A 21,471-nucleotide genomic window follows, 5' to 3' on the forward strand; every position below is an offset into this window, starting at 1 on the left:
CCATGCGCATAGCAATCATCGGCAGCGGCATTTCCGGCCTGACCTGCGCCCACCTACTGTCGCGCAAACATGAGGTCACCGTGTTCGAGGCCGAGCAGTGGGTCGGTGGCCACACGCACACGCTGGATGTGACCTACCACGGCCAGCGTTATGCGATAGATACAGGGTTCATCGTATTCAACGACTGGACCTACCCCAATTTCATCCGTTTGCTGGACCAACTGGGGGTGGCTTCGCAGCCCACCGAAATGAGTTTTTCCGTGCACGACCCGGCCACGGGCCTTGAGTACAACGGCCACGACCTGAACACGCTGTTCGCGCAACGGCGCAACTTGGTGTCTCCTGGTTTCTGGGGCATGATCAGGCACATTCTGCGCTTCAACCGCCAGGCATTGGCCGACCTGGACAGCGGTCGCATCGACAGCAACACCACGCTGGGCAGCTACCTGCAGGCCGAGCACTACGGGCAACGTTTCATCGACCACTACATCGTGCCAATGGGCTCGGCGATCTGGTCGATGTCGCGCGCCGACATGTTGCAGTTTCCCTTGGCATTCTTCGTGCGCTTCTGTCGCAATCATGGCTTGCTGTCCGTCAATCAACGCCCCCAATGGCGCGTCATCAGCGGTGGCTCAAGCAGCTATATCGAGCCGCTGTGCCAACCCTTCGCCGACACCCTCAGGCTCAACTGCAAGGTTCACAGCGTAGAGCGCGATGAAGGGGGAGTTACCCTGGTGAGCGCCGCAGGCACCGAGCGTTTCGATAATGTCGTTTTTGCCTGCCACAGTGATCAGGCCCTGAGCTTGTTGAACAAGCCAAGCCCAGAGGAGCGCGCCGTGCTTGGGGCCATTGGCTATGCCAGCAATGATGTGGTGCTGCACACCGATACCAGGCTGTTACCCCGTCGCAGGCGTGCCTGGGCCAGTTGGAACTACCGCCTTGGCGGCCCAGCCCAGGCGCCAGCGGCGCTGACGTACAACATGAACATTCTGCAGGGCCTGGAGGCACCCTCCACGTTTTGCGTAAGCCTCAACCAGACCGCGCTGATCGACCCGATGCAGGTGATCGCCAGGTTCCAATACGCTCACCCTCAATACAGCCTCGCAGCGTCGGCTGCTCAGGCGCAGCACGCGCTTTTGCAGGGCCAGCAGCACAGCTACTTCTGTGGCGCTTACTGGGGTAACGGCTTTCATGAGGACGGAGTGGTCAGTGCCTTGAAGGTGGCCGCCCACTTCGACGTGCGACTGTGAACAGCAGCCTGTGCCATGGCTGGGTCAGCCACCGTCGCCTGACACCTCGGGCTCATGCTTTTGCCTATCGCATCGGCATGTTCTACCTGGACCTGGACGAGCAAGCCTGGCTCAAAAGCCTTTCACGCTGGCTGGGGCACTGGCGCTTCGCACCGCTGTGCTGGCGCGAAACCGACTATCTGCCGGGCAGCACCCGGCGCGGTGAATCACTGGCCGATGCCGCTCGCTCACTGGTCGAGCAGGCCACCGGCCAGAGACCCCTTGGGCCGGTGCGGCTGCTGACGCAGCTGCGGTGCTGGGGGTTGTCGTTCAACCCTGTGAGTTTCTACTTCTGCCATGACCACGAAGGCGTACTGGCGGCCATCCTGATGGAAGTACGCAACACGCCCTGGCGCGAACGCTTTCACTACGTGCTACCGGTGCAGGGCAACCTCACCAGGCCGTTCAGCGTGGCCAAGGCATTCCACGTATCGCCGTTCATGGGCTTGAACATGGACTATCACCTGCGCTTCTCACTGAGCGCGGACCACATTCGTATCCACATGCAAAATTGGCAAGACGGCCTGCAAGTCTTTGCAGCCGATCTTGCTCTGCATCGTCATCCCCTGAACAGGCGTTCGCTGCGCCGCTACGTGATGACGTTCCCATGGATGAGCTTGCGCACTGTTTCGGCCATCTACTGGCAAGCGCTGCGCCTGTTGCTCAAACGTACCCCTGTACATGACCACACCCTCAGCCAGGGCGACCTGGCCCTAGGCCAACCGTTCGAGGACCCCGAAAATGCCAAATCCCACCCTGAGCGTTAGCAAGTTCATAGGCCTTGGCCCCTTGCTTGGCGGGCTGGCACGCAGTGCCGTACTTGCCCAACTGGGCAAGTTGCGCCATGGCCACCTACGCCTGCTCAGCCATGGCCAGCAATGGAGTTTCGGTGATCCTGCCAGCCCGTTGCAGGCAGAGGTGGAGATCCTCGATGACGCCACCTGGAGCCTGGTCGCCGGCAATGGTTCGATCGGTGCTGGGGAAGCCTACATTCACGGCTATTGGCGCAGCCCTGACCTTGCACGGGTGACGCGCCTGTTCGTCGCCAACCTAGAGGTGTTGGATGCGCTCGAGGGCGGCCTGGCCCGCCTGGCGCGCCCGGCCCTGCGGATGCTGCACAGGCTCAACCGTAACAGCCGCCGCGGGGCGCGGCGCAACATTCTGGCCCACTACGACCTGGGCAATGCCCTTTTCGAACGGCTGCTGGACCCTACCATGATGTACTCGGCAGCCCAATTCGAGTACCCGGAGCAGGAACTGGAGCAGGCTCAGTTGCATAAACTCGAGAGGATTTGCCAGAAACTCGAGCTCTGCCCAGATGATCACCTGCTTGAGATCGGCACTGGCTGGGGCAGCCTGGCCATCCATGCGGCCACGCATTACGGCTGCCGGGTCACCACCACGACGCTTTCCGAGGCCCAGTACAGTCATACCGTGGCGCGGGTTCAGGCCTTGGGCCTGGAGCAGCGCATCAGTGTGTTGCGCGAAGACTACCGCGACCTGCAAGGTCGCTTCGACAAACTGGTTTCGATCGAAATGATCGAGGCCGTCGGTCATCGCTACTTGCCGGTGTATTTTCGCCAGTGCGCCTCGCTGCTCAAGCCTGATGGCCTGATGCTGCTGCAGGCGATCACCATTCGCGATCAACGCTACGCCCAAGCCCGCCGCTCGGTCGACTTCATCCAGCGTTACATCTTCCCAGGCGGCGCACTGCCTTCGCTGAGCGTGATGCTCGATACCGCCAGCCGGCACACGGCGCTGAACCTGCTGCACATGGAGGACTTCGGCCCAGACTATGCGCTGACCCTCCAGCACTGGCGGGACAACTTGCGCCAGGCGCGCCCAGCGCTGGCAGAGCTTGGCTACGACGACACTTTCCAGCGCCTGTGGGAGTTCTACCTGTGCTACTGCCAGGGCGGCTTCGAGGAGCGCGCCATCGGCGTTGCTCACCTGCTCTTCGCCCCGCCCCTGGCACGTCGGGCTCCCCTGCCGACAAGCGCATGACGCACAGTGGCAGAGTGCTTGCCAACGCCCTGTGGCTACAGGCTGGCTGGTGGCTGTGCGTACTGGGCGCACAACGCCCCTGGCTGTTGCTTACGTTGATTCCGGGCCTGGCATTGCATCTGTGCCTGACCCTGGACACCCAGCGCGAGATCAAGGCCATGCTGCGTGTGACCTTGGCGGGGTGTTTACTCGATAGCGTATTGGGGGCAGCTGGCGTATTCGCGTTCGATACTGTGCCACTACCGCTATGGCTTGCGCTGATTTGGCTGGTGCTGGCCAGCGGCATGCGTCATAGCCTGGCATGGCTGAGCCGTAAATGGGGGATAGCAGCCCTGCTTGGCGCCGCAGGTGCGCCCCCGGCATACGTGGCTGGCGCCAGGCTGGCCGGGGTTGAACTGCCCTTGGGCGAGATCACCACTTGGCTCTTGCTGGCGCCGATCTGGGCCGCAGCCCTACCCCTGCTCCTGCGCCTTGCAACGTGGCGCTGAGCGGCGGCATCGCTCCGAGCAGTAGCGCACTTGCTCCCAACAGCGTGCCCAGCGCTTGCGCCAGTTGAACGGCCGGCCACAGACCACACAGACCTTGCTCGGCAACAAGCTCTTTTTCATATCGCCTGCCCCGCATCCAGTTGGGCCAACAGTGACTGCCCACGCTGCCACACGGCATCTCGCCGGCTGGCGGACATACTATCGAGGCTGCGATAGACCAGCGCCAACCGGGGGTTGGCTGACAGCACTGGGCGATGGCGTATGAGAAAATGCCAGTACAGGGCATTGAAGGGGCAGGCATCCTCCTCGGCAACATGATCGACCCGGTAGCTGCATTGCTGGCAATGGTCAGACATGCGTTGAATATACCGCCCGCTTGCGCAGTAGGGCTTTGAGCCCAGGTAACCACCATCGGCATGCATCACCATGCCCAGCGTGTTGGGTAGCTCGACCCAGTCGAAGGCGTCCATGTAGACGGCCAGGTACCATTCACAGATCGCACTCGGCACGATCCCGGCCAGCAAGGCGAAGTTACCGGTAACCATCAAGCGCTGAATATGGTGGGCGTAGGCCAACCGCAGGGTCTGCCCAATCGCTTGTGCCATGCAGCGCATGCGGGTCTGCCCGGTCCAGTAGAACTCCGGCAAAGCGCGGTCGTTACCCAGGTAGTTGAGTTCGGCGTACTCAGGCATACGCAGCCAGTACACGCCATGCACGTACTCGCGCCAACCAATCAGCTGACGAATGAACCCTTCAGCTGCGTTGAGCGGTATGCGCCCCTCGCGCCATACCCGGTCGACGTCCTCGCACAGGCTGCGCACATCAAGCAGGCCCAGGTTGAGCGCTGCGCTGATGCGTGCATGGAACAGATAGGGATCACCTTCAGCCATGGCATCCTGGTAGTCACCAAACGCCGCCAGACCAAATTGCAGAAAGTGTTCCCAGAGTTGCTGAGCTTGGGCGTGGGTAACGGGGTAGTCGAAGCCTTCGACGGATCCGTAGTGGCCGCTGAAATGCAACCGCACCAAGCTGACGACTGCTACGGTGATCTCATCCTGCGGGAAATGCGCAGGAAAAGGCCCATGCAACTGGCCGGGCAGGCGCTTGCGGTTCTGGCTGTCGAAGTTCCAGGCGCCGCCTGCCGGGCTGCCGTCCAATTCCATCAACAGGCCGGTACGCTTGCGCATACCGCGGTAGAAGTGCTCCATACGCAGCTGGCGACGCTGGCTGGCCCAGCGCGCAAAAGCTTCCCTGGAGCACATGAAGCGCGTATCGCGGTGCCACACCAACGGCAAACCGGCATCTCGCAGCGCCTGCTCCAAGCGCCACTCGCCGCACTCGGTGAGATGAATATCAGTCACCCCCAGCGCTTTGCGCCAACGCTGTAGCTCGCCAACGATGCTACCGCTGTTGTCGGCGGCATCGAGCTCGACATAGTGCACCTGCCACCCGCGTTCGCGCAGTGCCTGGGCAAAATGGCGCATGGCGCTGAATATGAGCACGATCTTCAGCGGATGATGGGGCACATAGCGGGCCTCCCCCTGCACCTCCGCCATCAGTATGGCGTCGGTGGCCGGGTCGAGCGCCTGCAGACTTGCCAGGTCGAAAGACAGCTGATCACCCAACACAAGGCCCAGGCGCACCGCTTTGGCTACCACTGGCTGTCGAGCGAAAAAGGTATGCGAAGCGGCGCAATGGGGCCGTCGCGCTGCCCGCACATTTCATCGTGGACCGCATGTTGTACCAGCATGCAGGGCACCGGTGGAACGTCGGCGAGCAACTGACGCAACTCGGTCGTGGAGCGCAAACGAATGGGCTGGTCATCGTCATCGGCCAAAGTCACTGGGCCTTCTGTGGTCAAAGCTCTGAGAATATAGAACCCACCTTCGAGCGACAGCAGTTCCAGCTCTTTCGCTTCACCGCTGGTTACCATTTGGATCAGTGTGGTCAAGTTCATGGCGTAGCCTCGGGCATGCGGCGGAAGAAGAGAGTGATCTGGCCGATCTCGACACCGAGCTTGGTCATGCTCGACCGGTTGATCAGGGTGTCGTCATCCATCAAATACATCCAATCGTCCAGATCGACCTGCCAGTGCCGCCCGTCAACCGGCAGGTCCAGCGTGTATCGCCAACGCAGTGCATTACCCGCCACTTCGCCCTGCGCCTGGCCAATCACATCGCCAGCCGTGCCCCGCCAGCGGTTTGGGCCTTCGGGCACCAATGTCCAGACGCGCTGTTGGCGGGTGCCGTCGCTGTACACGAAACGTTCGTCCAGGATCAGTCGCTCGCCCTCGCGACGGCTATCGATGCGCACGTGAAAGCGCTTGACCACTTCGCCTGATCGCTTCTGGAACATGCCCCAGGCCTGTACGGGCCGCGAGAAGAACGCAGCCAAGTCAAATTTTGGTTGCTCCTGGGCATAACGCTCTACCCCCACATTGCCGCAACTGCCTAGCAGCAGGCAGCAGACAAGTAGCATCGCTCTAGACATATTCACGTTCCTCGCTCGTTGCCTGCCAGCCCAAGTAGGCGCTGACGCAGTTGTGTGTCCCTGGCGCCGGGTGCCAGCCATATTGCAAAGAAAGCTCTGGCGAAATACGGGTCCGCAATCTCGCGGCTTAGTTGGCCATTGATGTAAAACCGACAACCGACCTCTGGGATATAGACCCCGGTAATGCGCATACCAGGTTCTACGTCAGCGAATGCTTGCCCTAGGGCCTTGCCCCAATTATCGCTTTGCTGCGCAGTCAGGGTGCCAGCGCTCAAACGGCGCATCTCTTGAAGGCTGGCTTTGACCAAGGTGTCTTTCGAGAGCGCTCGGTGGTAGAGCAGGTCGAGCGCAAATGGCTGATTCCAGTCATGGACAGGGCCTGCTGCCCACAGTTGAGCCGTATAAAGGCTCAGGCCAAACCAGGTGAACTCCCCAGAGCCGATCCGCTGCGCGCCCGGCACGTCCGAACGCCAGTCGCCTACCGCAGAAAATGCAGCAAGCAGCAACAACAGGCAGGTCCAACGAATAGGGCGGGCCATGCTGACCTCGGTCACGTTCAAATCTTGTACAAATATAGCACCATGTATAGGTTTTGCTCGAATAACGTATAGTTTTTTTCAGTTATCGACCCAAGCCAAGGTCGCATCCCGAGCTAGGGATGTCGCCTCTAGCACCGCCTGTAGCAATGCAAACGCCTACCCTTGCCCTAGCCAACGCCCAGCGGCTGGTCATCAACTTTCTAACCCCGTGGAGTCGTGAACAATGCCGATAGGCTTCAGGCCTGCCCAGGCCTCGGACGCGCAAGACATTGCGCGTTTTTTCCAACTCACATCCGAGGGCATGGCCGATTACATCTGGAGCACGCTCGCAGCCCCTGGAGAATCATTGCTCAGTGTCGGTACCGCTCGCTATGCCAGAGACCATGGTGACTTCTCCTTCAAAAATTGCCTGATGGCCACCGACGAGGAGCGCGTGGTCGGCATGATGCACAGCTACCCGTTGTACGCCACGGCTGGCAGGCCGAGTGAAACCGACCCTGTGCTTGCCCCCTATGCCGACATGGAGGTCCCCAACACGTTGTACATCTCAAGCCTGGCACTGGATGAGGGGTGGCGAAACCGGGGGCTGGGGCTTGAGTTTCTGCGCCACGCCCAGCAGCGCGCTGACAATGCAGGCCTCGATGGCCTGTGCCTGATCGATTACCAAGCCAATCACGGCGCCCGCCGCTTCTATGAACGCCACGGCTTTAGAATCGTAAAAACCTGCCAGATCGTGGCCCATCCGATGCTGCGAGTCACCGGTGACGCCTACTTGATGTATCGCCCCACTCAAAATGTGCTCGGGAAATGACCATGAACAAGCCACTAACCGTATTCCGCGAACTGAGTGTTGAACCGCTGCGCGACCTGCCATTCTTCGAAGCCGTTGTGGAAGGTGACCCGCACACGCTGACTACCAAGCACTATCACGACGAGCAGCAAGGCCGGATCAGCGGCGAATGGGAAGCCAGCGTCGGGGCATGGCGCATCGACTACAAGGTTTGGGAGTTCTGCCATGTGCTAAGTGGCTGCTGCATCATCGAACTTGAGGGTTGCTCGCCAGTCAGGTTGAGCGCTGGCGACACGTTCATCATCGAGCCAGGCGCCAAAGGTAAATGGACAGTGGTGGAAGACATGAAAAAGAACTTTGTCATTCTGCTGCCTGCCGGCTAACCCGCGCGCTTGACGCCAGCTCCGGTGGCAGGGGTGGGCCGCCCCATGGGCACCATCTTGGGTCATAACCTACAGCCCCCTGCCCCATGCACCCTTTTGATGCAGGTCAGTCACTACACTCCAGGGCCGAGCGAAGGATAAAAGGCATATATTTCAGCAAGTTATCCTCGGCACCCGCGCCTGGAGGGCTGCGCCGGGTTTTGGGCACTTTCATTGCAATGAAGCCTTGCATGCACAACGCACTGCCAGCAATGGTTGCAAGGAGTGGCTATGTCCCGGGCCTTTTTCAATGAGATGTATGAACCCAACGGCAATTGCCGCCCGCATTATCAAGAGTTCGCTCGCTGGTTGGCCAACACCCCGCTGGAGCTGCTGGAGCAACGTCGACGCGAAGCCGACCTGCTGTTTCACCGCGCCGGCATCACCTTCACCCTCTATGGCGACAAAGAAGACACCGAACGCCTGATCCCCTTCGATATCATCCCCCGCAGCATCCGCGCCAGCGAGTGGCGCACGGTCGAACGCGGCTGCATCCAGCGGGTGCAAGCGCTGAACCTGTTCCTGCAAGACATCTACCACGACCAGCGCATCCTCAAGGAAGGCATCATTGCGCCTGAGCAAGTGCTGGCCAATGAAGGCTATCAGATCGCCATGCAGGGCCTGGACCTGCACCGCGGGCTGTATGCCCATATCGCCGGCGTCGATCTGGTGCGCGATGGCGATGGCAGCTACTTCGTGCTGGAAGACAACCTGCGCACGCCCAGCGGCGTCAGCTACATGCTCGAAGACCGCAAGATGATGATGCGTTTGTTCCCCGAGCTATTCGCCGCTCAACGTATCGCCCCCATCGACCACTACCCCAACCTGCTGCTCGATACACTCAAGAGCGCCAGCCCTCTGGATAACCCTACCGCCGTGCTGCTGACCCCAGGCCGCTTCAACAGCGCCTACTTCGAGCACGCCTTCCTGGCACGGGAAATGGGCATTGAACTGGTGGAGGGTGCTGACCTGTTCATCCGTGATGAGCATGTCTACATGCGCACTACCGCAGGCCCTCAGCAGGTGGATGTGATCTATCGACGGCTGGACGACGGTTACCTGGACCCACTGTCGTTCAACCCCGACTCGATGCTCGGGGTGCCAGGGCTGATCTCGGTGTACCGCGCCGGCAACGTGGTGCTGGCCAATGCGGTGGGCACCGGGGTGGCTGATGACAAGTCGATCTACCCCTATGTCGATGAGATGATCCGCTTCTATCTGAGCGAGGAACCGATCCTCAACAACGTGCCGACCTGGCAGTGCCGGCGCCCTGCCGACCTGTCCCATGTACTTGCGCACCTGCCGGAGTTGGTGGTCAAGGAAACCCAAGGCTCCGGCGGCTACGGCATGTTGGTCGGGCCAGCTTCGACCAAGGCGCAGATCGAGGACTTCCGTGCCCGCATCAAAGCTCGCCCGCATGCCTACATCGCCCAGCCCACGCTGTGCCTGTCCACCTGCCCGACCTTCGTCGACAGCGGCATCGCACCGCGCCATATCGACCTGCGCCCGTTCGTGCTGTCGGGCAGCGAAACCCGCTTGGTGCCCGGTGGCCTTACCCGCGTGGCCCTGCAGGAAGGCTCGCTGGTGGTCAACTCGTCGCAGGGCGGCGGCACCAAGGACACCTGGGTGGTGGAGGACTGAACCATGCTTTCAAGAACCGCTTCCGACCTCTACTGGATGTCACGCTACCTGGAGCGCGCGGAAAACCTCGCGCGTATGCTGGAGGTCAGCTATTCGCTGTCGCTGATGCCCCAGGCCGGGCGCAGTGACGGCCATGCGGAGCTGGCCATGTCGCTGCTGGCCTCCGGCACGCTGGATGACTACCGCCGCAGGCACGCCGAGCTCGATACCGAACGGATGCTGCACTTCTTCGCCCTGGATGCGACCAACCCCAGCAGCATCTATTGCTGCCTGCAGGCGGCCCGAACCAACGCCCACGCTGTGCGCGGGCGTATCACCGCCGACATGTGGGAGAACATCAACGCCACCTGGATCGAAATGCGCAAGATCGCCAGCAATGGCCTGGGCCGCTACGGCATCAGCCAGTTCTGCGACTGGGTCAAGGAGCGCTCGCACCTGTTCCGTGGAGCGACCTCGGGCACCATCATGCGCAACGATGCCTACAGCTTCATCCGCCTGGGCACCTTCCTTGAGCGAGCCGACAACACGCTGCGCCTGCTCGATGCTCGCTATGAAATGTTCGGCGAAGCCTCTGAAGAGGTCAGTGATGATTCGGCCCGTGGCTACTACCAGTGGAGTGCCCTGCTCCGCGCGCTGACCTCCTATGAAGCCTTCAACGAGCTCTACCGCGCCGCGCCCAGCGCCCGGCCAGTGTCCGAGCTGCTGCTGCTGCGGGTGGACGTACCCCGTTCCCTGCACGCCTGCATCGATGAGCTGGATCAGATCCTTGGCAGCCTGCCCGGCAGTACCGGGCGCGCGGCACAGCGCATGGCTGCCGAGCTCAATGCGCGCCTGCGTTACACCGCTATCGACGAAGTCCTCGAGGCCGGGCTGCACCCGTGGCTGACCGACTTCCTCGGGCGCATAAACCAACTGGGCCAGGCGGTCCATCGCTCCTATCTGGAGGTTGTATGAAACTGTCCATTCGCCATGACACCACCTACAGCTACGCAAGCGATGTGTGTAACAGCATCCAGTTCCTGCGCCTGACGCCTCGCAGCAGTGGCCGCCAGCGTATTGATCAATGGCAACTGGACCTGCCCTGCAAAGTGCGGGCTCAGGTCGATCCTTATGGCAACATCCTCCATGTGTTGACCTTGGACAAGCCCCACGGCCACCTGGCCCTGACCGCCAGCGGCCAGGTAGAAATCGACCCGGCGTGCGAGCACGAGGCCGGTGAACACTCACCCCTGCCGTTCCTGCGCGGCAGCCACCTAACCGAAGCCGACGACACCCTCAAGGCCTTCGCCAGCCGCCACTGCGGTGAACACCGCGACCGAGCCGCGCTGACCGCGCTAATGCAGGGCCTGGCCGAGCACATGCCGTATTCCCCTGGCGCTACCTCGGTAGGGACCACAGCCATCGAAGCATTCAAGGGCGCCGCCGGGGTTTGCCAGGACCACACCCACGCCTTCCTCGCTTGCGCACGCAGCCTGGGCATCCCGGCGCGTTATGTCTCCGGCTACCTGTGCACCGAGGATGAACAACACCTGGCCAGCCATGCCTGGGCCGAAGCCTGGGTCGACGGCGCCTGGTACAGCTTCGACATCACCAACCGCCTCACCCGGCCTGAACGCCACTTGAAGCTGGCGGTGGGCCTGGATTACCTCGATGCCTGCCCGGTCAGGGGCGTACGCCGGGGTGGCGGCGTCGAATCTATGCAAGCCAGCGTCCATGTGCACCGCCAGTAACTGGCGCAGCCTGCGCTCACAACGATTTCCAAGGAACCGCCCATGACTTACTGCGTTGCCATGCACCTGGCGGACGGGCTCGTTTTCATCAGCGACTCGCGCACCAATGCGGGGATCGACCAGATCTCGACCTTCGCCAAATTGTTCGTTTTCAGCCTGCCCGGCGAGCGTCTGATCGTCCTGCAAACGGCAGGCAATCTGGCGACCTCGCAGTCGGTGGTGAACCTGCTGCGTCAACGAACCCAGGGGCCTGGCCCCCACCTGCTGAACGTCGACACCCTGTATGACGCCACGGTGCTGGTGGCCGACACCCTGCGCGAGGTCGTCAGCCGCGACCGCTGCAAGCTGACGGCCGGCATCGACCTGACCAGTTCATTCATCGTCGGCGGGCAAATTGCCGGCAGCCCAATGGCGATCTACAACGTCTACGCCCAGGGCAATTTCTTCCAGGCAACGACCGACACCCCGTTCCTGCAACTGGGCGAAAGCAAGTACGGGCGGCCCATTCTGGACCGTAACCTCACCTACCAGACGCCGCTTGACGAAGCGCTGCGCTGCGGGCTGATCTCGTTCGACTCGACCATCCGCAGCAATTTGTCGGTGGGTATGCCATTGGACATGTTGGTGTACCACAAGGACAGCCTCGAAGCCCCCGCCCGTCAGCGTATCACCAGCGACGACGCCTATTACGTGCAGATTCGCCGGCAATGGAGCGATGGCCTGAAACGGTTGCTGGCAGAGTTGCCTGCCCCTCCCTACAGCTGAGGCCAACTGCGATAGCGCTGCCAGCAACCCATCGAGGGTGATGCCCCGCCTCCACGCCGGGGTGGCGCACCGTGTTGACGGCAGCGCTTGTTCGATTTTACGTGAGTTCGCTTCGCACTATCGCAGCGCCTGCGCTCAGCGCATGCAGCTTGCCGCTGGCCACTTGGCGCGGCAGCGGGGCCATGCCGCAGTTGGTACACGGGTAAAGTTTATCGGCGTCCACGAACTGCAGCGCCTTGCGCAAGGTATTGGCGACCTCTTCTGGTGTTTCGATTGCGTGGTTGGCCACGTCGATGGCACCGACCATCACTTTTTTGCCGCGGATAAGTTCAAGCAGCTCCATCGGCACATGGGAGTTGTGGCACTCCAGTGAAATGATGTCCAGGCTAGACTCGCGCAGTTTGGGGAAGGCTTGCTCATATTGGCGCCATTGGTCACCCAAGGTCTTCTTCCAGTCGGTGTTGGCCTTGATGCCATAGCCGTAGCAGATATGCACGGCCGTTTCGCATTTCAGGCCTTCAACCGCCCTTTCAAGGGCGGCCACACCCCAGTCGTTGACCTCATCGAAAAACACATTGAATGCCGGCTCGTCGAACTGAATGATGTCCACCCCTGCGGCCTCCAACTCTCGGGCTTCCTGATTGAGGATACCGGCGAATTCCCAGGCCAGTTGCTCGCGGCTCTGGTAATGGCTGTCGTAGAGGGTATCGATCATGGTCATCGGGCCCGGCAGTGCCCATTTGACCGGCTGGGCGGTCAACCGCCTCAAGAACTTGGCATCTTCGACGAACACCGGCTGCTTCCGAGCGACAGCACCTACCACGGTGGGCACGCTGGCGTCATAGCGATCGCGGATCCTGACCGTCTGACGCTTGGCAAAGTCCACGCCGCTCAGGTGTTCGATGAAGGTGGTCACAAAGTGTTGGCGGGTCTGCTCGCCGTCACTGACGATATCGATACCGGCATGCTGTTGCGCCTGCAGGGCAAGGCACAGCGCATCCCGTTTGCCTTCGGCCAAATGTTCATCCTGCAAGTTCCAGGGTGACCACAGTGTTTCTGGCTGCGCCAACCAGGCAGGCTTGGGCAAACTGCCGGCAGTCGAGGTGGGTAAAAGTCTGTGCATATCGAACTCCTTCAAGGCTGGCGACTCAGCTGATGCTTTGAGCGCACCACTGCTCCAGCAGCACGCGGTAAGGCTTGATGAAATGCTCTTCGGCGAACTGGCCTTGCTCGATGGCCAACCGGGCTCGCTCCTCGCGGTCGTAGACGATGCGAGTCAGTGAGTAATCCTGGTGCTGCAAGCTGGGGCGGTAAGTTGTACCGGCTGCGGCATTCGCATTGTAAATCTCCGGCCGGTAGATCTTCTGGAAGCACTCCATGGTGCTGATGGTGCCGATCAACTCCAAGTTGCTGAAGTCGCTCAGCAGGTCACCGGCAAAATAGAACGCCAAGGGCGCCACGCTATGGGGCGGCATGAAGTAACGCACCTTCAAACCCATTTTTCCGAAGTATTCATCTGTCAATGAATATTCATCCTGGCGGTATTCAACGCCCAGTACAGGGTGCTGATTTTCCGTTCGATGATAAGTTCTACTGCTGGAAACGCTCAGGCAAATCACCGGCCGCTTGGCAAAATGTTCTCGATAAGCCAACGAACTGACGAATGACTTGAAGAGGGCACCGTGTAATGCCCCGAAGTGCTCGGGCGTGGTGAAGACTGCTTGATCTTTATTGTGCGCCCGCAATACGACACTAAAATCGTAATCACGCAGATACGAGGAAAAATTATTGCCGACGATGCCCTCCAAGCGCTGGCCAGTAGCCCGATCATGGAGGGTGGTTTGCAGCAGTTCAAGCAAGGGCAGCCTTTGGCTTGAATGCTCGGCATCAACATTGATCTCGGCTGAAACGATATCCAGCTCAACGCTGTAGCGATCCCCACGGGGATTATCCCAGTGCGCCAGCTCATTGAATCGATTATTGATCATCGTCAACGTATTGCGCAGATTTTCCTGACGACGCTCGCCCCTGGCCAAGTTGGCGAAGTTGGTGGTGATCCGTGTGGTTTCAGCCGGGCGATAATGCTCGTTGAAACCAACGCGTTTTATGGAGAATGTAAAGTTTGGGCGCGTCATGGGCTGACCGTCTCATTTGCATGTTCAATGATTTCCAATTGCTGGGCATTCTAAGTTGCAGCGCTTAGCCAGTTGAACTGAATTGATTTCACCGGCTCTTTAGTCAGGCTCATGAAGGCGTGGGCACCGCTGCCGCCGCCCACGGCAGTCGTCTATGCTGAATCTTCTCTGCCAAAGGAATCATTCCATGTCCAAGCTTTATCCCAGCGTCGACCCGCAAGGGCTGGTCGAGTACTCGGTCGTTTACACCGACCGATCGCTCAACCATATGTCGCAGGCTTTTCAGGGGGTGATGCAAAACATTTCCAGCACCCTGAAGCAGGTCTACAACGCCCAGGCCGTTGCTCTGGTGCCAGGCAGCGGTACATTCGGCATGGAGGCGGTGGCGCGGCAATTTGCCAGTGGCGCCCGATGCCTGGTAATACGCAACGGCTGGTTCAGTTATCGCTGGAGCCAGATTCTGGAGATGGGCAACATCGCGGCGGCAACTTCGGTGCTCAAAGCCAGGCCAGTCGAGGCTGGACGCCAAGCGGCTTACACCCCTGCTCCCCTGGATGAAGTGCTGGCGGCCATCGAGGCGCACAAACCTCAGATCGTTTTCGCCCCGCACGTCGAAACCTCCGCCGGGATCATTCTGCCCGATGACTATCTACGGGCGGTGGGCGACGCCGTGCACAAGGTTGGCGGCCTGTTCGTGCTGGACTGCATCGCCTCGGGCGCACTGTGGGTCGATATGCAGGCCTGCGCAGTGGACCTGTTGATCAGCGCACCGCAAAAAGGCTGGAGCGCTTCCCCTTGCTGCGCCATGGTGATGCTCAGTGCACTGGCTGTGGAACGCATCGAACACACCCAAAGCAGCAGCTTTGCCTGCGACCTGAAGAAGTGGCTGCAGATCATGCAAGCCTACGAACAGGGTGGGCATGCCTACCACGCCACCATGCCCAGCGACGCGCTCGCCCGGTTCAACGATGTGATGAAGGAGATGCAAGCCTACGGCTTCGAGAAACTGCGCGCCCAGCAGCAGGCACTCGGCGACCGGGTTCGCGCCATGTTGGCCAGCAAAGGCATCAGGAGCGTGGCAGCGCCCGGCTTCCAGGCCCCAGGCGTGGTGGTGAGTTATACCGATGATGCCGACATCAAAAACGGCAAGAAATTTGCCGATCAAGGCCTGCAGATTGCTGCCGGAGTCCCCTTGCAATGTGACGAGCCGGCGGACTTCCAGACGTTCCGCATCGGTTTGTTCGGGCTCGAAAAACTGTACAACATCGAGCGCACGGTCAGCATTCTGGAGCAGGCGCTGAATGAAGTGATGCCCCGTTGAACGCTCGCTGGGTCACACGCAATCAACGTATATTCAGCCAGTGATCCAGCCACAGCTGGCCCGCACCTTGGGCGGTCAGCAGCACAAGCAAGCCGGCCCATGTGGGGTGCGTGCCTTTAAGTACGCAGAACCTCGGCGCCGGCATTGCCTGGCAGGCGCGCGGTATCGACCAGCGCGATACCAGCGATCAGCGCCACACCCAGCAATGCCCAATGAAAATCGGTGACGCTCATGCTGCCCTCCGCGCCACGCAGCAGCATCGATAGCCTCAACAACAACGCCACCACGGCGACACCCAAGGCCATTGCCAGCTGGAAGAACATGCTGAACAAGGTCGATGCCTCGGCCATCAGCGGCTTGGGCACCTCGGCAAAACCTACGGCGTTGTAGGCGGTGAACTGCATCGAGCGCGACAGCCCGCCCACGAACAGCACCAGTGCCATCCAATACCACGCCATCCCCTGCTGCAAACTCAGGCAGGCCAGGATGCTGGCAACGCCGATCACCCCATTGCAAAGCAGCACTCGACGAAATCCATAACGCCGCATCAAGCCGGTAGTGAACGGCTTCATGGCCAAATTGCCCGCAAAGATCGCCAGCACCAGCAAGCCTGCATCCACTGGGGAAAGGCCAAGGCCAACCTGGAGCAACAGAGGTATCAGGAACGGCAAGGCACTGATCGACAGGCGGAACAGCGTACCGCCAATGATACTGGCCCTGAACGTGCCGATCGCCAAAACCGCCATTGGTAACAGTGGCGCTGGATGCCCCAGGCAGTGGCGCCACGCCAGCCACGTTAGTAGCCCGCCCAACGTGACCAGCGCCGCACCGCTAAGCAGGGTGCCGGCCCCCATCGAACCGAGGGTTTCCAGGCCGATCAGCCATGCCGCACAGGCCGATGCAAGCAGCACGAAGCCACGTAGATCAAACGGCCGTACATCACTGCAACGGCTAGCGGGGATCAGCCACCATGCCGCTGCCATGGCCAGTACACCGAGCGGAATATTCAGGTAGAAGATCCACGGCCATGACCAATGGGTGACGATCAGCCCGCCGATGGGAGGGCCCAGTACCGGTGCCACCAGCCCGGGCCAGGTGATCACCGCGAGCATTTTCACCAGGTCTTGTTTTTCGGTGGTACGCAGCACCACCATACGGCCGACAGGCACCATCAACGCACCCGCGATACCCTGCAGCACGCGCGCAGCGACGAATGTTTCAAGGTTCGGCGCCAAACCGCACAGCCAGGACGCCAGGGTGAACAGACCAATGGCGCCAGCAAACACCAGACGCGCACCAAAGCGTTCGGCCACCCAACCACTGAGCGGGATGAACACCGCCACTGCCAGGAGGTAGGCGCTGATGCCAATGTTCAGGTTGACCGGGTTCTGGGCAAAGTCGCGGGCCATCTGCGGCAACGCCGTGGCGATGATGGTGGCATCGAGGTTCTCCATGAAGAAGGTGACTGCCACCAGCAATGCAACACCGATGCCTCGGCGCGAAGCATTCGACGCGGCTGAGTGGCTCATGGCACCGCTCCCCTGGGGCTTTTAGTGGATATTAAGCGCTGCACGCAGGGCCAGTAGGTAGGTTTGCACGCCGAACCCGCATATCTGCCCGCTCACCACCTCGGCAAACACCGAGTGGTGGCGGAAGGGTTCCCGGGCATGGATGTTCGACATATGAACCTCCACCACTGGCACTTCGAGGATCGCCAATGCGTCGCGGATACCGTAGCTGTAATGAGTCCAGGCTCCGGCATTGATCAACACTGCATCCACTCGATCTTCATAGGCCTGATGGATGCGCTCGCACATGGCTCCTTCATGGTTGGTCTGGAAGCTCTCGACCTGGGCGCCTAGCTCCTGGGCCAATGCCTGCAGGGCCTGATCGATATCGGCCAGGGTCGCCGTGCCATATTGGCGCGGGTCTCGCTTGCCGAACATGTTGTGGTTGATGCCATGCAGCATCAGAACGTTGGCGGCCATGGTTCACTCCAAGGCAATGGTCAGGCGCTCGATCACAGCGCGGGTGTCGGGGCGCACGCCGCGCCACCAGGCAAACGCTTCAGCGGCCTGCTCCACGAGCATGCCCACGCCATCGGCCAAGTGCGCCACCCCTTGTTCCCGCGCCAGGCGCAAGAACGGCGTCAGGCCTTTGCCGTAGGCCAATTCGTAGGCCAGCCGGGCCCCGCTCAGCACCTGCGCGGGCAGCGGCGGCAATTGCCCCGTCAGGCTCGCAGAGGTGGCATTGACCACCACGTCGAACGCCTGCCCTTGCAACTCTTCATAACGGCTGATGCGCAGCAGAGGGTGATCCAGCTCATTGCGCAAGGCCACCGCCTTGGCCATATCCCGGTTGGCGAGCACCACTTCACTGGGCTCGGCCTGCAGGAACGGCAGCAAAGCGCCACGTACCGCCCCGCCGGCACCGAGCAGCAATACCCGACGGTTGCGTAGCGGCTGGCCGAGGTTGACTTCGATATCCCGCAGCAGGCCGATACCATCGAAGTTTTCTGCAAAGATGTGATTACCCTCGAACCTCAATGCATTGGCCGCCCGTGCCAACTGCGCGCGCTCGCTGCGCCGGTCGGCCAGCTCGAAAGCGCGCAGTTTGAACGGTGCGGTGATGTTCATGCCCTGCCCGCCTTGATGGCAAAACTGCATGACCTGCGCCTCGAAATCCTCAAGCCCGCCCTCGATGGCGCCGTATTCCAAGGTTTGGCCAGTGGCTTCGGCGAATAGCCCATGAATCAACGGGGACTTGGTGTGGTTGATCGGCCGGCCGATCACTGCATAGCGGTCGCTCATCGTGCATCTCCGTGGGTGAACAATACGCCGTCGGCCTGCATGGCGGCGATCTCTTCTGGGGCAAAGCCTAGCGCTGCGGCCACTTCGGCATTGTGCTGGCCCAGGTCAGGGGCCACTTGGGAGATGGTGGTGTCGCACGCTGAGAAACGGAACGGCAGGTTCGGCATTCGCAAGGTGCCGTAGCGAGGGTGATGTTGCTCGATGACCATATTGCGCGCCTGGATCTGTGGGTCAGCCAGCACCTCGTCGATGCGTTGAACCTTGGCGCTGGGAATGTCGATGGTGTCCAGCAAAGCGAGAATATCGGCCACCCGCCGCGCGCCGACCCAGTCGCGGACCACTGCAAGAATTGCCTGGCGGTGGGCATTGCGTCCGTTCAGGTTGTGGTAACGACTGTCGCTGCCGAACCCGGGTGGGCCGCCATTGGCTTCGAGCATGGCGGCGAAGCGTTGCCAGGCATCGTCGACCTGGGCCGCGATCACCAGGTCGCCATCGGCAGCGCGGAACACGCCGTACAGGGTCGAGGTGGGCATGTCATGGCCGGTCTGCTCGGGCAGCACGGTGCCCCCGGACAACGTGTAGCACTGCACGGCGTATTCGTGCATCGACACCAGCGTGTCGTACAGGGCCATGTCGATATGCTGCCCGCGGCCACTGCTGACTCGGCCGAGCAGCGCCGCATTGATCGCAGCTACGGCGTGGATACCGGTGTACATATCGCCAAGGGAAATACGCAGCAGAGGTGGGGCCTCGCCAGGTACGCCGACCATCTGCATGATCCCACTCTTGGCCTCGGCGATCAGCCCAAAGCCTGCGCGGTGCGCATCCGGCCCGGTGTGGCCATAGGCGGAAATCGAGCAGTACACCAAGCGCGGATTGCGCGCACTGAGTTCGGCATGACCCAGGCCCAGTTTGTCCAAAGCACCAGGGCGATAGTTTTCGATGAACACATCGGCCGAATCGGTCAGGCGCTGCATGAAGGCTTTGCCACGTGGGTCCTTCATGTTCACGCTGACGCCTTGCTTGCCCATGTTCAATTGCAGGAAGTAACCGCTTTGCTGCTCATCGAGGGTAAATGCGTGCTGGCGACCCGCATCCCCGGTGCCAGGGCGTTCGACTTTGATCACTTCGGCGCCCAGCGCCGCCAGGCATCGGCCAACATACGGCCCTGCCAGAAAATGGCTGTAATCGATGACGCGGATACCTGCCAATGGCAATGCCTGGCTCATGCTTCTACCCTCCTTGGCACCATCAGACGGTGCTCGCCGCGCTGCACGACTTGGCCATGTTGGTTGATCAATTCAGAGGGTAGGACCACGATGCCCCAACCCGGCCGGCTATTGCTCGGGCGCATCGCCCCAACGCGCATGCGCACGTGCAGCACATCGCCGACCTTGATCGGTAACACGAAGTCCCAGGTCCAGCCCAGCGACATCCCTGGCAGGAAGCGGTAGTCGCATTGGGTCTTGAGGCCATCTGCAATGGATAACCCGAACAGGCCATGGGCGACCAGGCAGCCAAAATGACTGGCGTTGGCGTATGCCTCATCGACATGCACCGGGGTGTGATCGCCCGTGAGGTCGGCGTAAGCCAGGATGCGTTCACGGGTAACGGTATAGGTGGGGCTGATGCATTCGTCGCCCTCGCGGGCATCATCCCAGTATTTTTCCACGATGCTCATGCTTGCACCTCTGCGCGTGGGTCAATGGCCAGCGCCTGAGCCACACAACTGGCGGGCAGGGCCTGGATGAACTCCACGGCCAGGCCGTCGGGCAAGCGCAACCAGTTGCGGCCCTGGGGCATGGCACTGACGCCAAAGCGCTGCGCCGCAGCCAGGGTGGCTTCGAGGTCTTCGCACATGATGCCTAAATGCGCCATACGCCCTTCGGGGCCTGTGAAATCAGGCTGATGAATGAACTGCAAACCACCCAGCGTCCAGTACTGTGCCGGCTGCTCAGGGTCACCCTGCAATTCACGCATGGCCATGCCGCACACCTCATTGAAGAAGCGGATATGCCACTGGATATCTCGCACCCAGAACGCGACGTGTTCCAGGTAGGCTTTAGGCTGGTTCATGGGTTCTCCTTTTTCTGGTGGTCGGCCATCGCCCGCTCGATGCCTTTGATACAGGCCACCAGGGTTGCGTTGACCGGTGTGGCGATGCCGTGGCGCTGGCCCCAGCGCACGACCGAGCCGTTGATGAAGTCGATTTCGGTGATCGAGCCTTTTTCCAGGCTCTGCAACATCGATGTGCGAAAACTGGCCGGCAACCCTTCGGCGGCCAGGCGCCAGGCGGCCTCGGGGCTGGTCAGGCTCAGGCGGATACCCGCCCTTTCGGCCACGGCGATGGCCTCGGCGACCGCGGCTTTGGCGGTATTTTCCAGTAGCGGCTCGCTGTAGAGCTGGCCGTAGCTAAGCATGGTGATGCCGCTCAGCGCCCCTGTGGCGACGTTGACCAGCAACTTGTCCCACATGGTGCCAAGGATGTTGTCGCTGACGGTGGTGGCCAGGCCTGCGCCATTGAAAGCCTCGGCGATCGCTTGCACGCGGGGGGTCAACTGGCCGTCCAGTTCGCCGATGTAAGTCTGCTTGCTCGCCACACCAGCGCGAATCGAGCCTGGCGCCAGCAGCACCCCGCCGACGTAGGTCTTGCCCGCCAGTACGCGCTCGCGGCCAACTGCTTGGGCGAGGATGTCCTCGTGGCCCAAGCCATTCTGCAGCGACAGCACCAGGGTGTGCGGCCCAATCAGTGCGCTGGCGCCAGCGATGGCCTCAGCGGTGTGAAACGATTTGACCAACACGATTACCAGATCAGCGACCCCAACCTCTGCCGCGTCGGTCGCAGCATTGACCTTGACATGCCGTTCGCCGCGTTCATCCAGCACGTGCAGCCCGCGGGTATTGATCGCCTCCACGTGAGCCGCGCCACGATTCAACAGCCAGGTTTCATGCCCAGCCTCGCTCAGGGCTGCGCCGATGGCACAACCTAAGGCGCCGGCCCCCAGAATGCAGATTTTCACGTCGCAAACCTCCTGTGGTTTGCCTCA

Annotated in this window: 25 protein-coding genes; 11 read left to right on the plus strand and 14 right to left on the minus strand. The window is 61.1% G+C overall.

All coding sequences use genetic code 11. The features are described 5' to 3' along the window. The first annotated feature begins 2 nt into the window (after positions 1 to 2). Genes ACK59H_RS05955 through ACK59H_RS05970 form a run of 4 tightly spaced genes read left to right on the plus strand, consistent with a single transcriptional unit; the run spans position 3 to position 3,781 of the window. On the plus strand, positions 3 to 1,250 hold the full coding sequence (locus tag ACK59H_RS05955; RefSeq protein WP_060477079.1) for an FAD-dependent oxidoreductase: 1,248 nt from the start codon (positions 3 to 5) through the stop codon (positions 1,248 to 1,250). Continuing rightward, positions 1,247 to 2,056: a DUF1365 domain-containing protein gene (locus ACK59H_RS05960; protein WP_060477078.1), complete on the plus strand. Its 810-nt coding sequence runs from the start codon at positions 1,247 to 1,249 to the stop codon at positions 2,054 to 2,056. Before ACK59H_RS05955 ends, ACK59H_RS05960 begins: the two co-directional genes overlap by 4 nt. After that, on the plus strand, positions 2,031 to 3,293 hold the full coding sequence (locus ACK59H_RS05965) for a cyclopropane-fatty-acyl-phospholipid synthase family protein (RefSeq protein ID WP_060477077.1): 1,263 nt from the start codon (positions 2,031 to 2,033) through the stop codon (positions 3,291 to 3,293). The genes ACK59H_RS05960 and ACK59H_RS05965 overlap by 26 nt, the downstream gene beginning before the upstream one ends. After that, on the plus strand, positions 3,290 to 3,781 hold the full coding sequence (locus ACK59H_RS05970; RefSeq protein WP_060477076.1) for a DUF2878 domain-containing protein: 492 nt from the start codon (positions 3,290 to 3,292) through the stop codon (positions 3,779 to 3,781). The genes ACK59H_RS05965 and ACK59H_RS05970 overlap by 4 nt, the downstream gene beginning before the upstream one ends. Here ACK59H_RS05970 and ACK59H_RS05975 read toward each other — a convergent pair. The 5 genes from ACK59H_RS05975 to ACK59H_RS05995 are packed head-to-tail and all read right to left on the minus strand — an operon-like array spanning position 3,746 to position 6,810. Continuing rightward, positions 3,746 to 3,901, minus strand: a complete 156-nt coding sequence (locus ACK59H_RS05975; RefSeq protein ID WP_081016598.1) for a DUF2256 domain-containing protein — start codon at positions 3,899 to 3,901, stop codon at positions 3,746 to 3,748. The genes ACK59H_RS05970 and ACK59H_RS05975 overlap by 36 nt on opposite strands. Next, entirely contained in the window at positions 3,898 to 5,424 is a 1,527-nt protein-coding gene (locus ACK59H_RS05980) for a cryptochrome/photolyase family protein (RefSeq protein WP_060477142.1), read from the minus strand. Before ACK59H_RS05980 ends, ACK59H_RS05975 begins: the two co-directional genes overlap by 4 nt. Positions 5,425 to 5,432: 8 nt before the next feature. Next, complete coding sequence (locus ACK59H_RS05985; RefSeq protein ID WP_060477075.1) at positions 5,433 to 5,738, minus strand: DUF6482 family protein; 306 nt, start codon at positions 5,736 to 5,738, stop codon at positions 5,433 to 5,435. After that, positions 5,735 to 6,271 (minus strand): DUF3833 domain-containing protein, encoded by a 537-nt coding sequence (locus ACK59H_RS05990; protein ID WP_060477074.1) that lies wholly within the window; start codon positions 6,269 to 6,271, stop codon positions 5,735 to 5,737. The genes ACK59H_RS05985 and ACK59H_RS05990 overlap by 4 nt, the downstream gene beginning before the upstream one ends. Positions 6,272 to 6,273: 2 nt before the next feature. Next, positions 6,274 to 6,810, minus strand: coding sequence for a chalcone isomerase family protein (locus ACK59H_RS05995; protein WP_060477143.1), 537 nt, complete (start codon positions 6,808 to 6,810; stop codon positions 6,274 to 6,276). Between the two features lie 223 nt (positions 6,811 to 7,033). Here ACK59H_RS05995 and ACK59H_RS06000 point away from each other — a divergent pair, with 223 nt between their 5' ends. From ACK59H_RS06000 to ACK59H_RS06025, 6 genes are all read left to right on the plus strand, one after another. Continuing rightward, the gene (locus ACK59H_RS06000; RefSeq protein ID WP_060477073.1) at positions 7,034 to 7,621 is read left to right on the plus strand and encodes a GNAT family N-acetyltransferase; all 588 of its coding nucleotides are present in this window, start codon (positions 7,034 to 7,036) and stop codon (positions 7,619 to 7,621) included. Between the two features lie 2 nt (positions 7,622 to 7,623). Next, on the plus strand, positions 7,624 to 7,983 hold the full coding sequence (locus ACK59H_RS06005; RefSeq protein ID WP_060477072.1) for a cupin domain-containing protein: 360 nt from the start codon (positions 7,624 to 7,626) through the stop codon (positions 7,981 to 7,983). 270 nt (positions 7,984 to 8,253) lie between these two features. After that, complete coding sequence (locus ACK59H_RS06010; RefSeq protein WP_060477071.1) at positions 8,254 to 9,663, plus strand: circularly permuted type 2 ATP-grasp protein; 1,410 nt, start codon at positions 8,254 to 8,256, stop codon at positions 9,661 to 9,663. Between the two features lie 3 nt (positions 9,664 to 9,666). Further along, positions 9,667 to 10,617 carry an alpha-E domain-containing protein gene (locus tag ACK59H_RS06015; protein WP_060477070.1) on the plus strand — a complete coding sequence of 317 codons (951 nt, stop codon included), beginning with the start codon at positions 9,667 to 9,669 and terminating at the stop codon, positions 10,615 to 10,617. Further along, a complete protein-coding gene (locus ACK59H_RS06020) occupies positions 10,614 to 11,393 on the plus strand; it encodes a transglutaminase family protein (RefSeq protein ID WP_060477069.1) in 780 nt (259 codons plus the stop codon). Before ACK59H_RS06015 ends, ACK59H_RS06020 begins: the two co-directional genes overlap by 4 nt. A 42-nt stretch (positions 11,394 to 11,435) precedes the next feature. Next, a complete protein-coding gene (locus tag ACK59H_RS06025; protein ID WP_060477068.1) occupies positions 11,436 to 12,158 on the plus strand; it encodes a proteasome-type protease in 723 nt (240 codons plus the stop codon). Positions 12,159 to 12,255: 97 nt separating this feature from the next. Here ACK59H_RS06025 and ACK59H_RS06030 read toward each other — a convergent pair whose 3' ends face one another. Both ACK59H_RS06030 and ACK59H_RS06035 read right to left on the minus strand, forming a co-directional pair. Continuing rightward, positions 12,256 to 13,281, minus strand: a complete 1,026-nt coding sequence (locus tag ACK59H_RS06030) for a methionine synthase (RefSeq protein ID WP_060477067.1) — start codon at positions 13,279 to 13,281, stop codon at positions 12,256 to 12,258. 25 nt (positions 13,282 to 13,306) lie between these two features. Further along, positions 13,307 to 14,293: a DUF1852 domain-containing protein gene (locus ACK59H_RS06035; protein ID WP_060477066.1), complete on the minus strand. Its 987-nt coding sequence runs from the start codon at positions 14,291 to 14,293 to the stop codon at positions 13,307 to 13,309. A 187-nt stretch (positions 14,294 to 14,480) separates the two neighbouring features. Between ACK59H_RS06035 and ACK59H_RS06040 the strand changes: the two genes are divergently transcribed. Beyond that, complete coding sequence (locus ACK59H_RS06040; RefSeq protein WP_060477065.1) at positions 14,481 to 15,614, plus strand: aminotransferase class V-fold PLP-dependent enzyme; 1,134 nt, start codon at positions 14,481 to 14,483, stop codon at positions 15,612 to 15,614. A 116-nt stretch (positions 15,615 to 15,730) separates the two neighbouring features. Here ACK59H_RS06040 and ACK59H_RS06045 read toward each other — a convergent pair whose 3' ends face one another. Genes ACK59H_RS06045 through ACK59H_RS06075 form a run of 7 tightly spaced genes read right to left on the minus strand, consistent with a single transcriptional unit; the run spans position 15,731 to position 21,444 of the window. After that, a complete protein-coding gene (locus tag ACK59H_RS06045; RefSeq protein ID WP_060477064.1) occupies positions 15,731 to 17,143 on the minus strand; it encodes an MFS transporter in 1,413 nt (470 codons plus the stop codon). 21 nt (positions 17,144 to 17,164) lie between these two features. Next, positions 17,165 to 17,602, minus strand: a complete 438-nt coding sequence (aroQ, locus tag ACK59H_RS06050) for a type II 3-dehydroquinate dehydratase (protein ID WP_060477063.1) — start codon at positions 17,600 to 17,602, stop codon at positions 17,165 to 17,167. Between the two features lie 3 nt (positions 17,603 to 17,605). Then, complete coding sequence (gene aroE / locus ACK59H_RS06055) at positions 17,606 to 18,424, minus strand: shikimate dehydrogenase (protein WP_060477062.1); 819 nt, start codon at positions 18,422 to 18,424, stop codon at positions 17,606 to 17,608. Then, positions 18,421 to 19,653: a CoA transferase gene (locus tag ACK59H_RS06060; protein ID WP_060477061.1), complete on the minus strand. Its 1,233-nt coding sequence runs from the start codon at positions 19,651 to 19,653 to the stop codon at positions 18,421 to 18,423. The genes aroE and ACK59H_RS06060 overlap by 4 nt, the downstream gene beginning before the upstream one ends. Further along, the gene (locus ACK59H_RS06065) at positions 19,650 to 20,105 is read right to left on the minus strand and encodes a MaoC family dehydratase (RefSeq protein ID WP_060477060.1); all 456 of its coding nucleotides are present in this window, start codon (positions 20,103 to 20,105) and stop codon (positions 19,650 to 19,652) included. Before ACK59H_RS06065 ends, ACK59H_RS06060 begins: the two co-directional genes overlap by 4 nt. Beyond that, positions 20,102 to 20,500: a VOC family protein gene (locus ACK59H_RS06070; protein ID WP_060477059.1), complete on the minus strand. Its 399-nt coding sequence runs from the start codon at positions 20,498 to 20,500 to the stop codon at positions 20,102 to 20,104. The genes ACK59H_RS06065 and ACK59H_RS06070 overlap by 4 nt, the downstream gene beginning before the upstream one ends. Then, positions 20,497 to 21,444 carry a 2-dehydropantoate 2-reductase gene (locus tag ACK59H_RS06075; protein ID WP_060477058.1) on the minus strand — a complete coding sequence of 316 codons (948 nt, stop codon included), beginning with the start codon at positions 21,442 to 21,444 and terminating at the stop codon, positions 20,497 to 20,499. The genes ACK59H_RS06070 and ACK59H_RS06075 overlap by 4 nt, the downstream gene beginning before the upstream one ends. Positions 21,445 to 21,471: the final 27 nt, after the last annotated feature.

Origin of the sequence: Pseudomonas sp. KCJK9000 (genome assembly GCF_046230725.1) — a bacterium.
GTDB classification, from domain to species: domain Bacteria; phylum Pseudomonadota; class Gammaproteobacteria; order Pseudomonadales; family Pseudomonadaceae; genus Aquipseudomonas; species Aquipseudomonas promysalinigenes.

Coding starts and splice junctions, on each gene's coding strand:
- ACK59H_RS05955 (WP_060477079.1), top strand. CDS start 3: ATGCGCATAGCAATCATCGGCAGCGGCATTTCCGGCCTGACCTGCGCC.
- ACK59H_RS05965 (WP_060477077.1), top strand. CDS start 2,031: ATGCCAAATCCCACCCTGAGCGTTAGCAAGTTCATAGGCCTTGGCCCC.
- ACK59H_RS05970 (WP_060477076.1), top strand. CDS start 3,290: ATGACGCACAGTGGCAGAGTGCTTGCCAACGCCCTGTGGCTACAGGCT.
- ACK59H_RS05975 (WP_081016598.1), bottom strand. CDS start 3,901: ATGAAAAAGAGCTTGTTGCCGAGCAAGGTCTGTGTGGTCTGTGGCCGG.
- ACK59H_RS05985 (WP_060477075.1), bottom strand. CDS start 5,738: ATGAACTTGACCACACTGATCCAAATGGTAACCAGCGGTGAAGCGAAA.
- ACK59H_RS05990 (WP_060477074.1), bottom strand. CDS start 6,271: ATGTCTAGAGCGATGCTACTTGTCTGCTGCCTGCTGCTAGGCAGTTGC.
- ACK59H_RS05995 (WP_060477143.1), bottom strand. CDS start 6,810: ATGGCCCGCCCTATTCGTTGGACCTGCCTGTTGTTGCTGCTTGCTGCA.
- ACK59H_RS06000 (WP_060477073.1), top strand. CDS start 7,034: ATGCCGATAGGCTTCAGGCCTGCCCAGGCCTCGGACGCGCAAGACATT.
- ACK59H_RS06005 (WP_060477072.1), top strand. CDS start 7,624: ATGAACAAGCCACTAACCGTATTCCGCGAACTGAGTGTTGAACCGCTG.
- ACK59H_RS06010 (WP_060477071.1), top strand. CDS start 8,254: ATGTCCCGGGCCTTTTTCAATGAGATGTATGAACCCAACGGCAATTGC.
- ACK59H_RS06015 (WP_060477070.1), top strand. CDS start 9,667: ATGCTTTCAAGAACCGCTTCCGACCTCTACTGGATGTCACGCTACCTG.
- ACK59H_RS06020 (WP_060477069.1), top strand. CDS start 10,614: ATGAAACTGTCCATTCGCCATGACACCACCTACAGCTACGCAAGCGAT.
- ACK59H_RS06025 (WP_060477068.1), top strand. CDS start 11,436: ATGACTTACTGCGTTGCCATGCACCTGGCGGACGGGCTCGTTTTCATC.
- ACK59H_RS06030 (WP_060477067.1), bottom strand. CDS start 13,281: ATGCACAGACTTTTACCCACCTCGACTGCCGGCAGTTTGCCCAAGCCT.
- ACK59H_RS06035 (WP_060477066.1), bottom strand. CDS start 14,293: ATGACGCGCCCAAACTTTACATTCTCCATAAAACGCGTTGGTTTCAAC.
- ACK59H_RS06040 (WP_060477065.1), top strand. CDS start 14,481: ATGTCCAAGCTTTATCCCAGCGTCGACCCGCAAGGGCTGGTCGAGTAC.
- ACK59H_RS06045 (WP_060477064.1), bottom strand. CDS start 17,143: ATGAGCCACTCAGCCGCGTCGAATGCTTCGCGCCGAGGCATCGGTGTT.
- aroQ (WP_060477063.1), bottom strand. CDS start 17,602: ATGGCCGCCAACGTTCTGATGCTGCATGGCATCAACCACAACATGTTC.
- aroE (WP_060477062.1), bottom strand. CDS start 18,424: ATGAGCGACCGCTATGCAGTGATCGGCCGGCCGATCAACCACACCAAG.
- ACK59H_RS06060 (WP_060477061.1), bottom strand. CDS start 19,653: ATGAGCCAGGCATTGCCATTGGCAGGTATCCGCGTCATCGATTACAGC.
- ACK59H_RS06065 (WP_060477060.1), bottom strand. CDS start 20,105: ATGAGCATCGTGGAAAAATACTGGGATGATGCCCGCGAGGGCGACGAA.
- ACK59H_RS06070 (WP_060477059.1), bottom strand. CDS start 20,500: ATGAACCAGCCTAAAGCCTACCTGGAACACGTCGCGTTCTGGGTGCGA.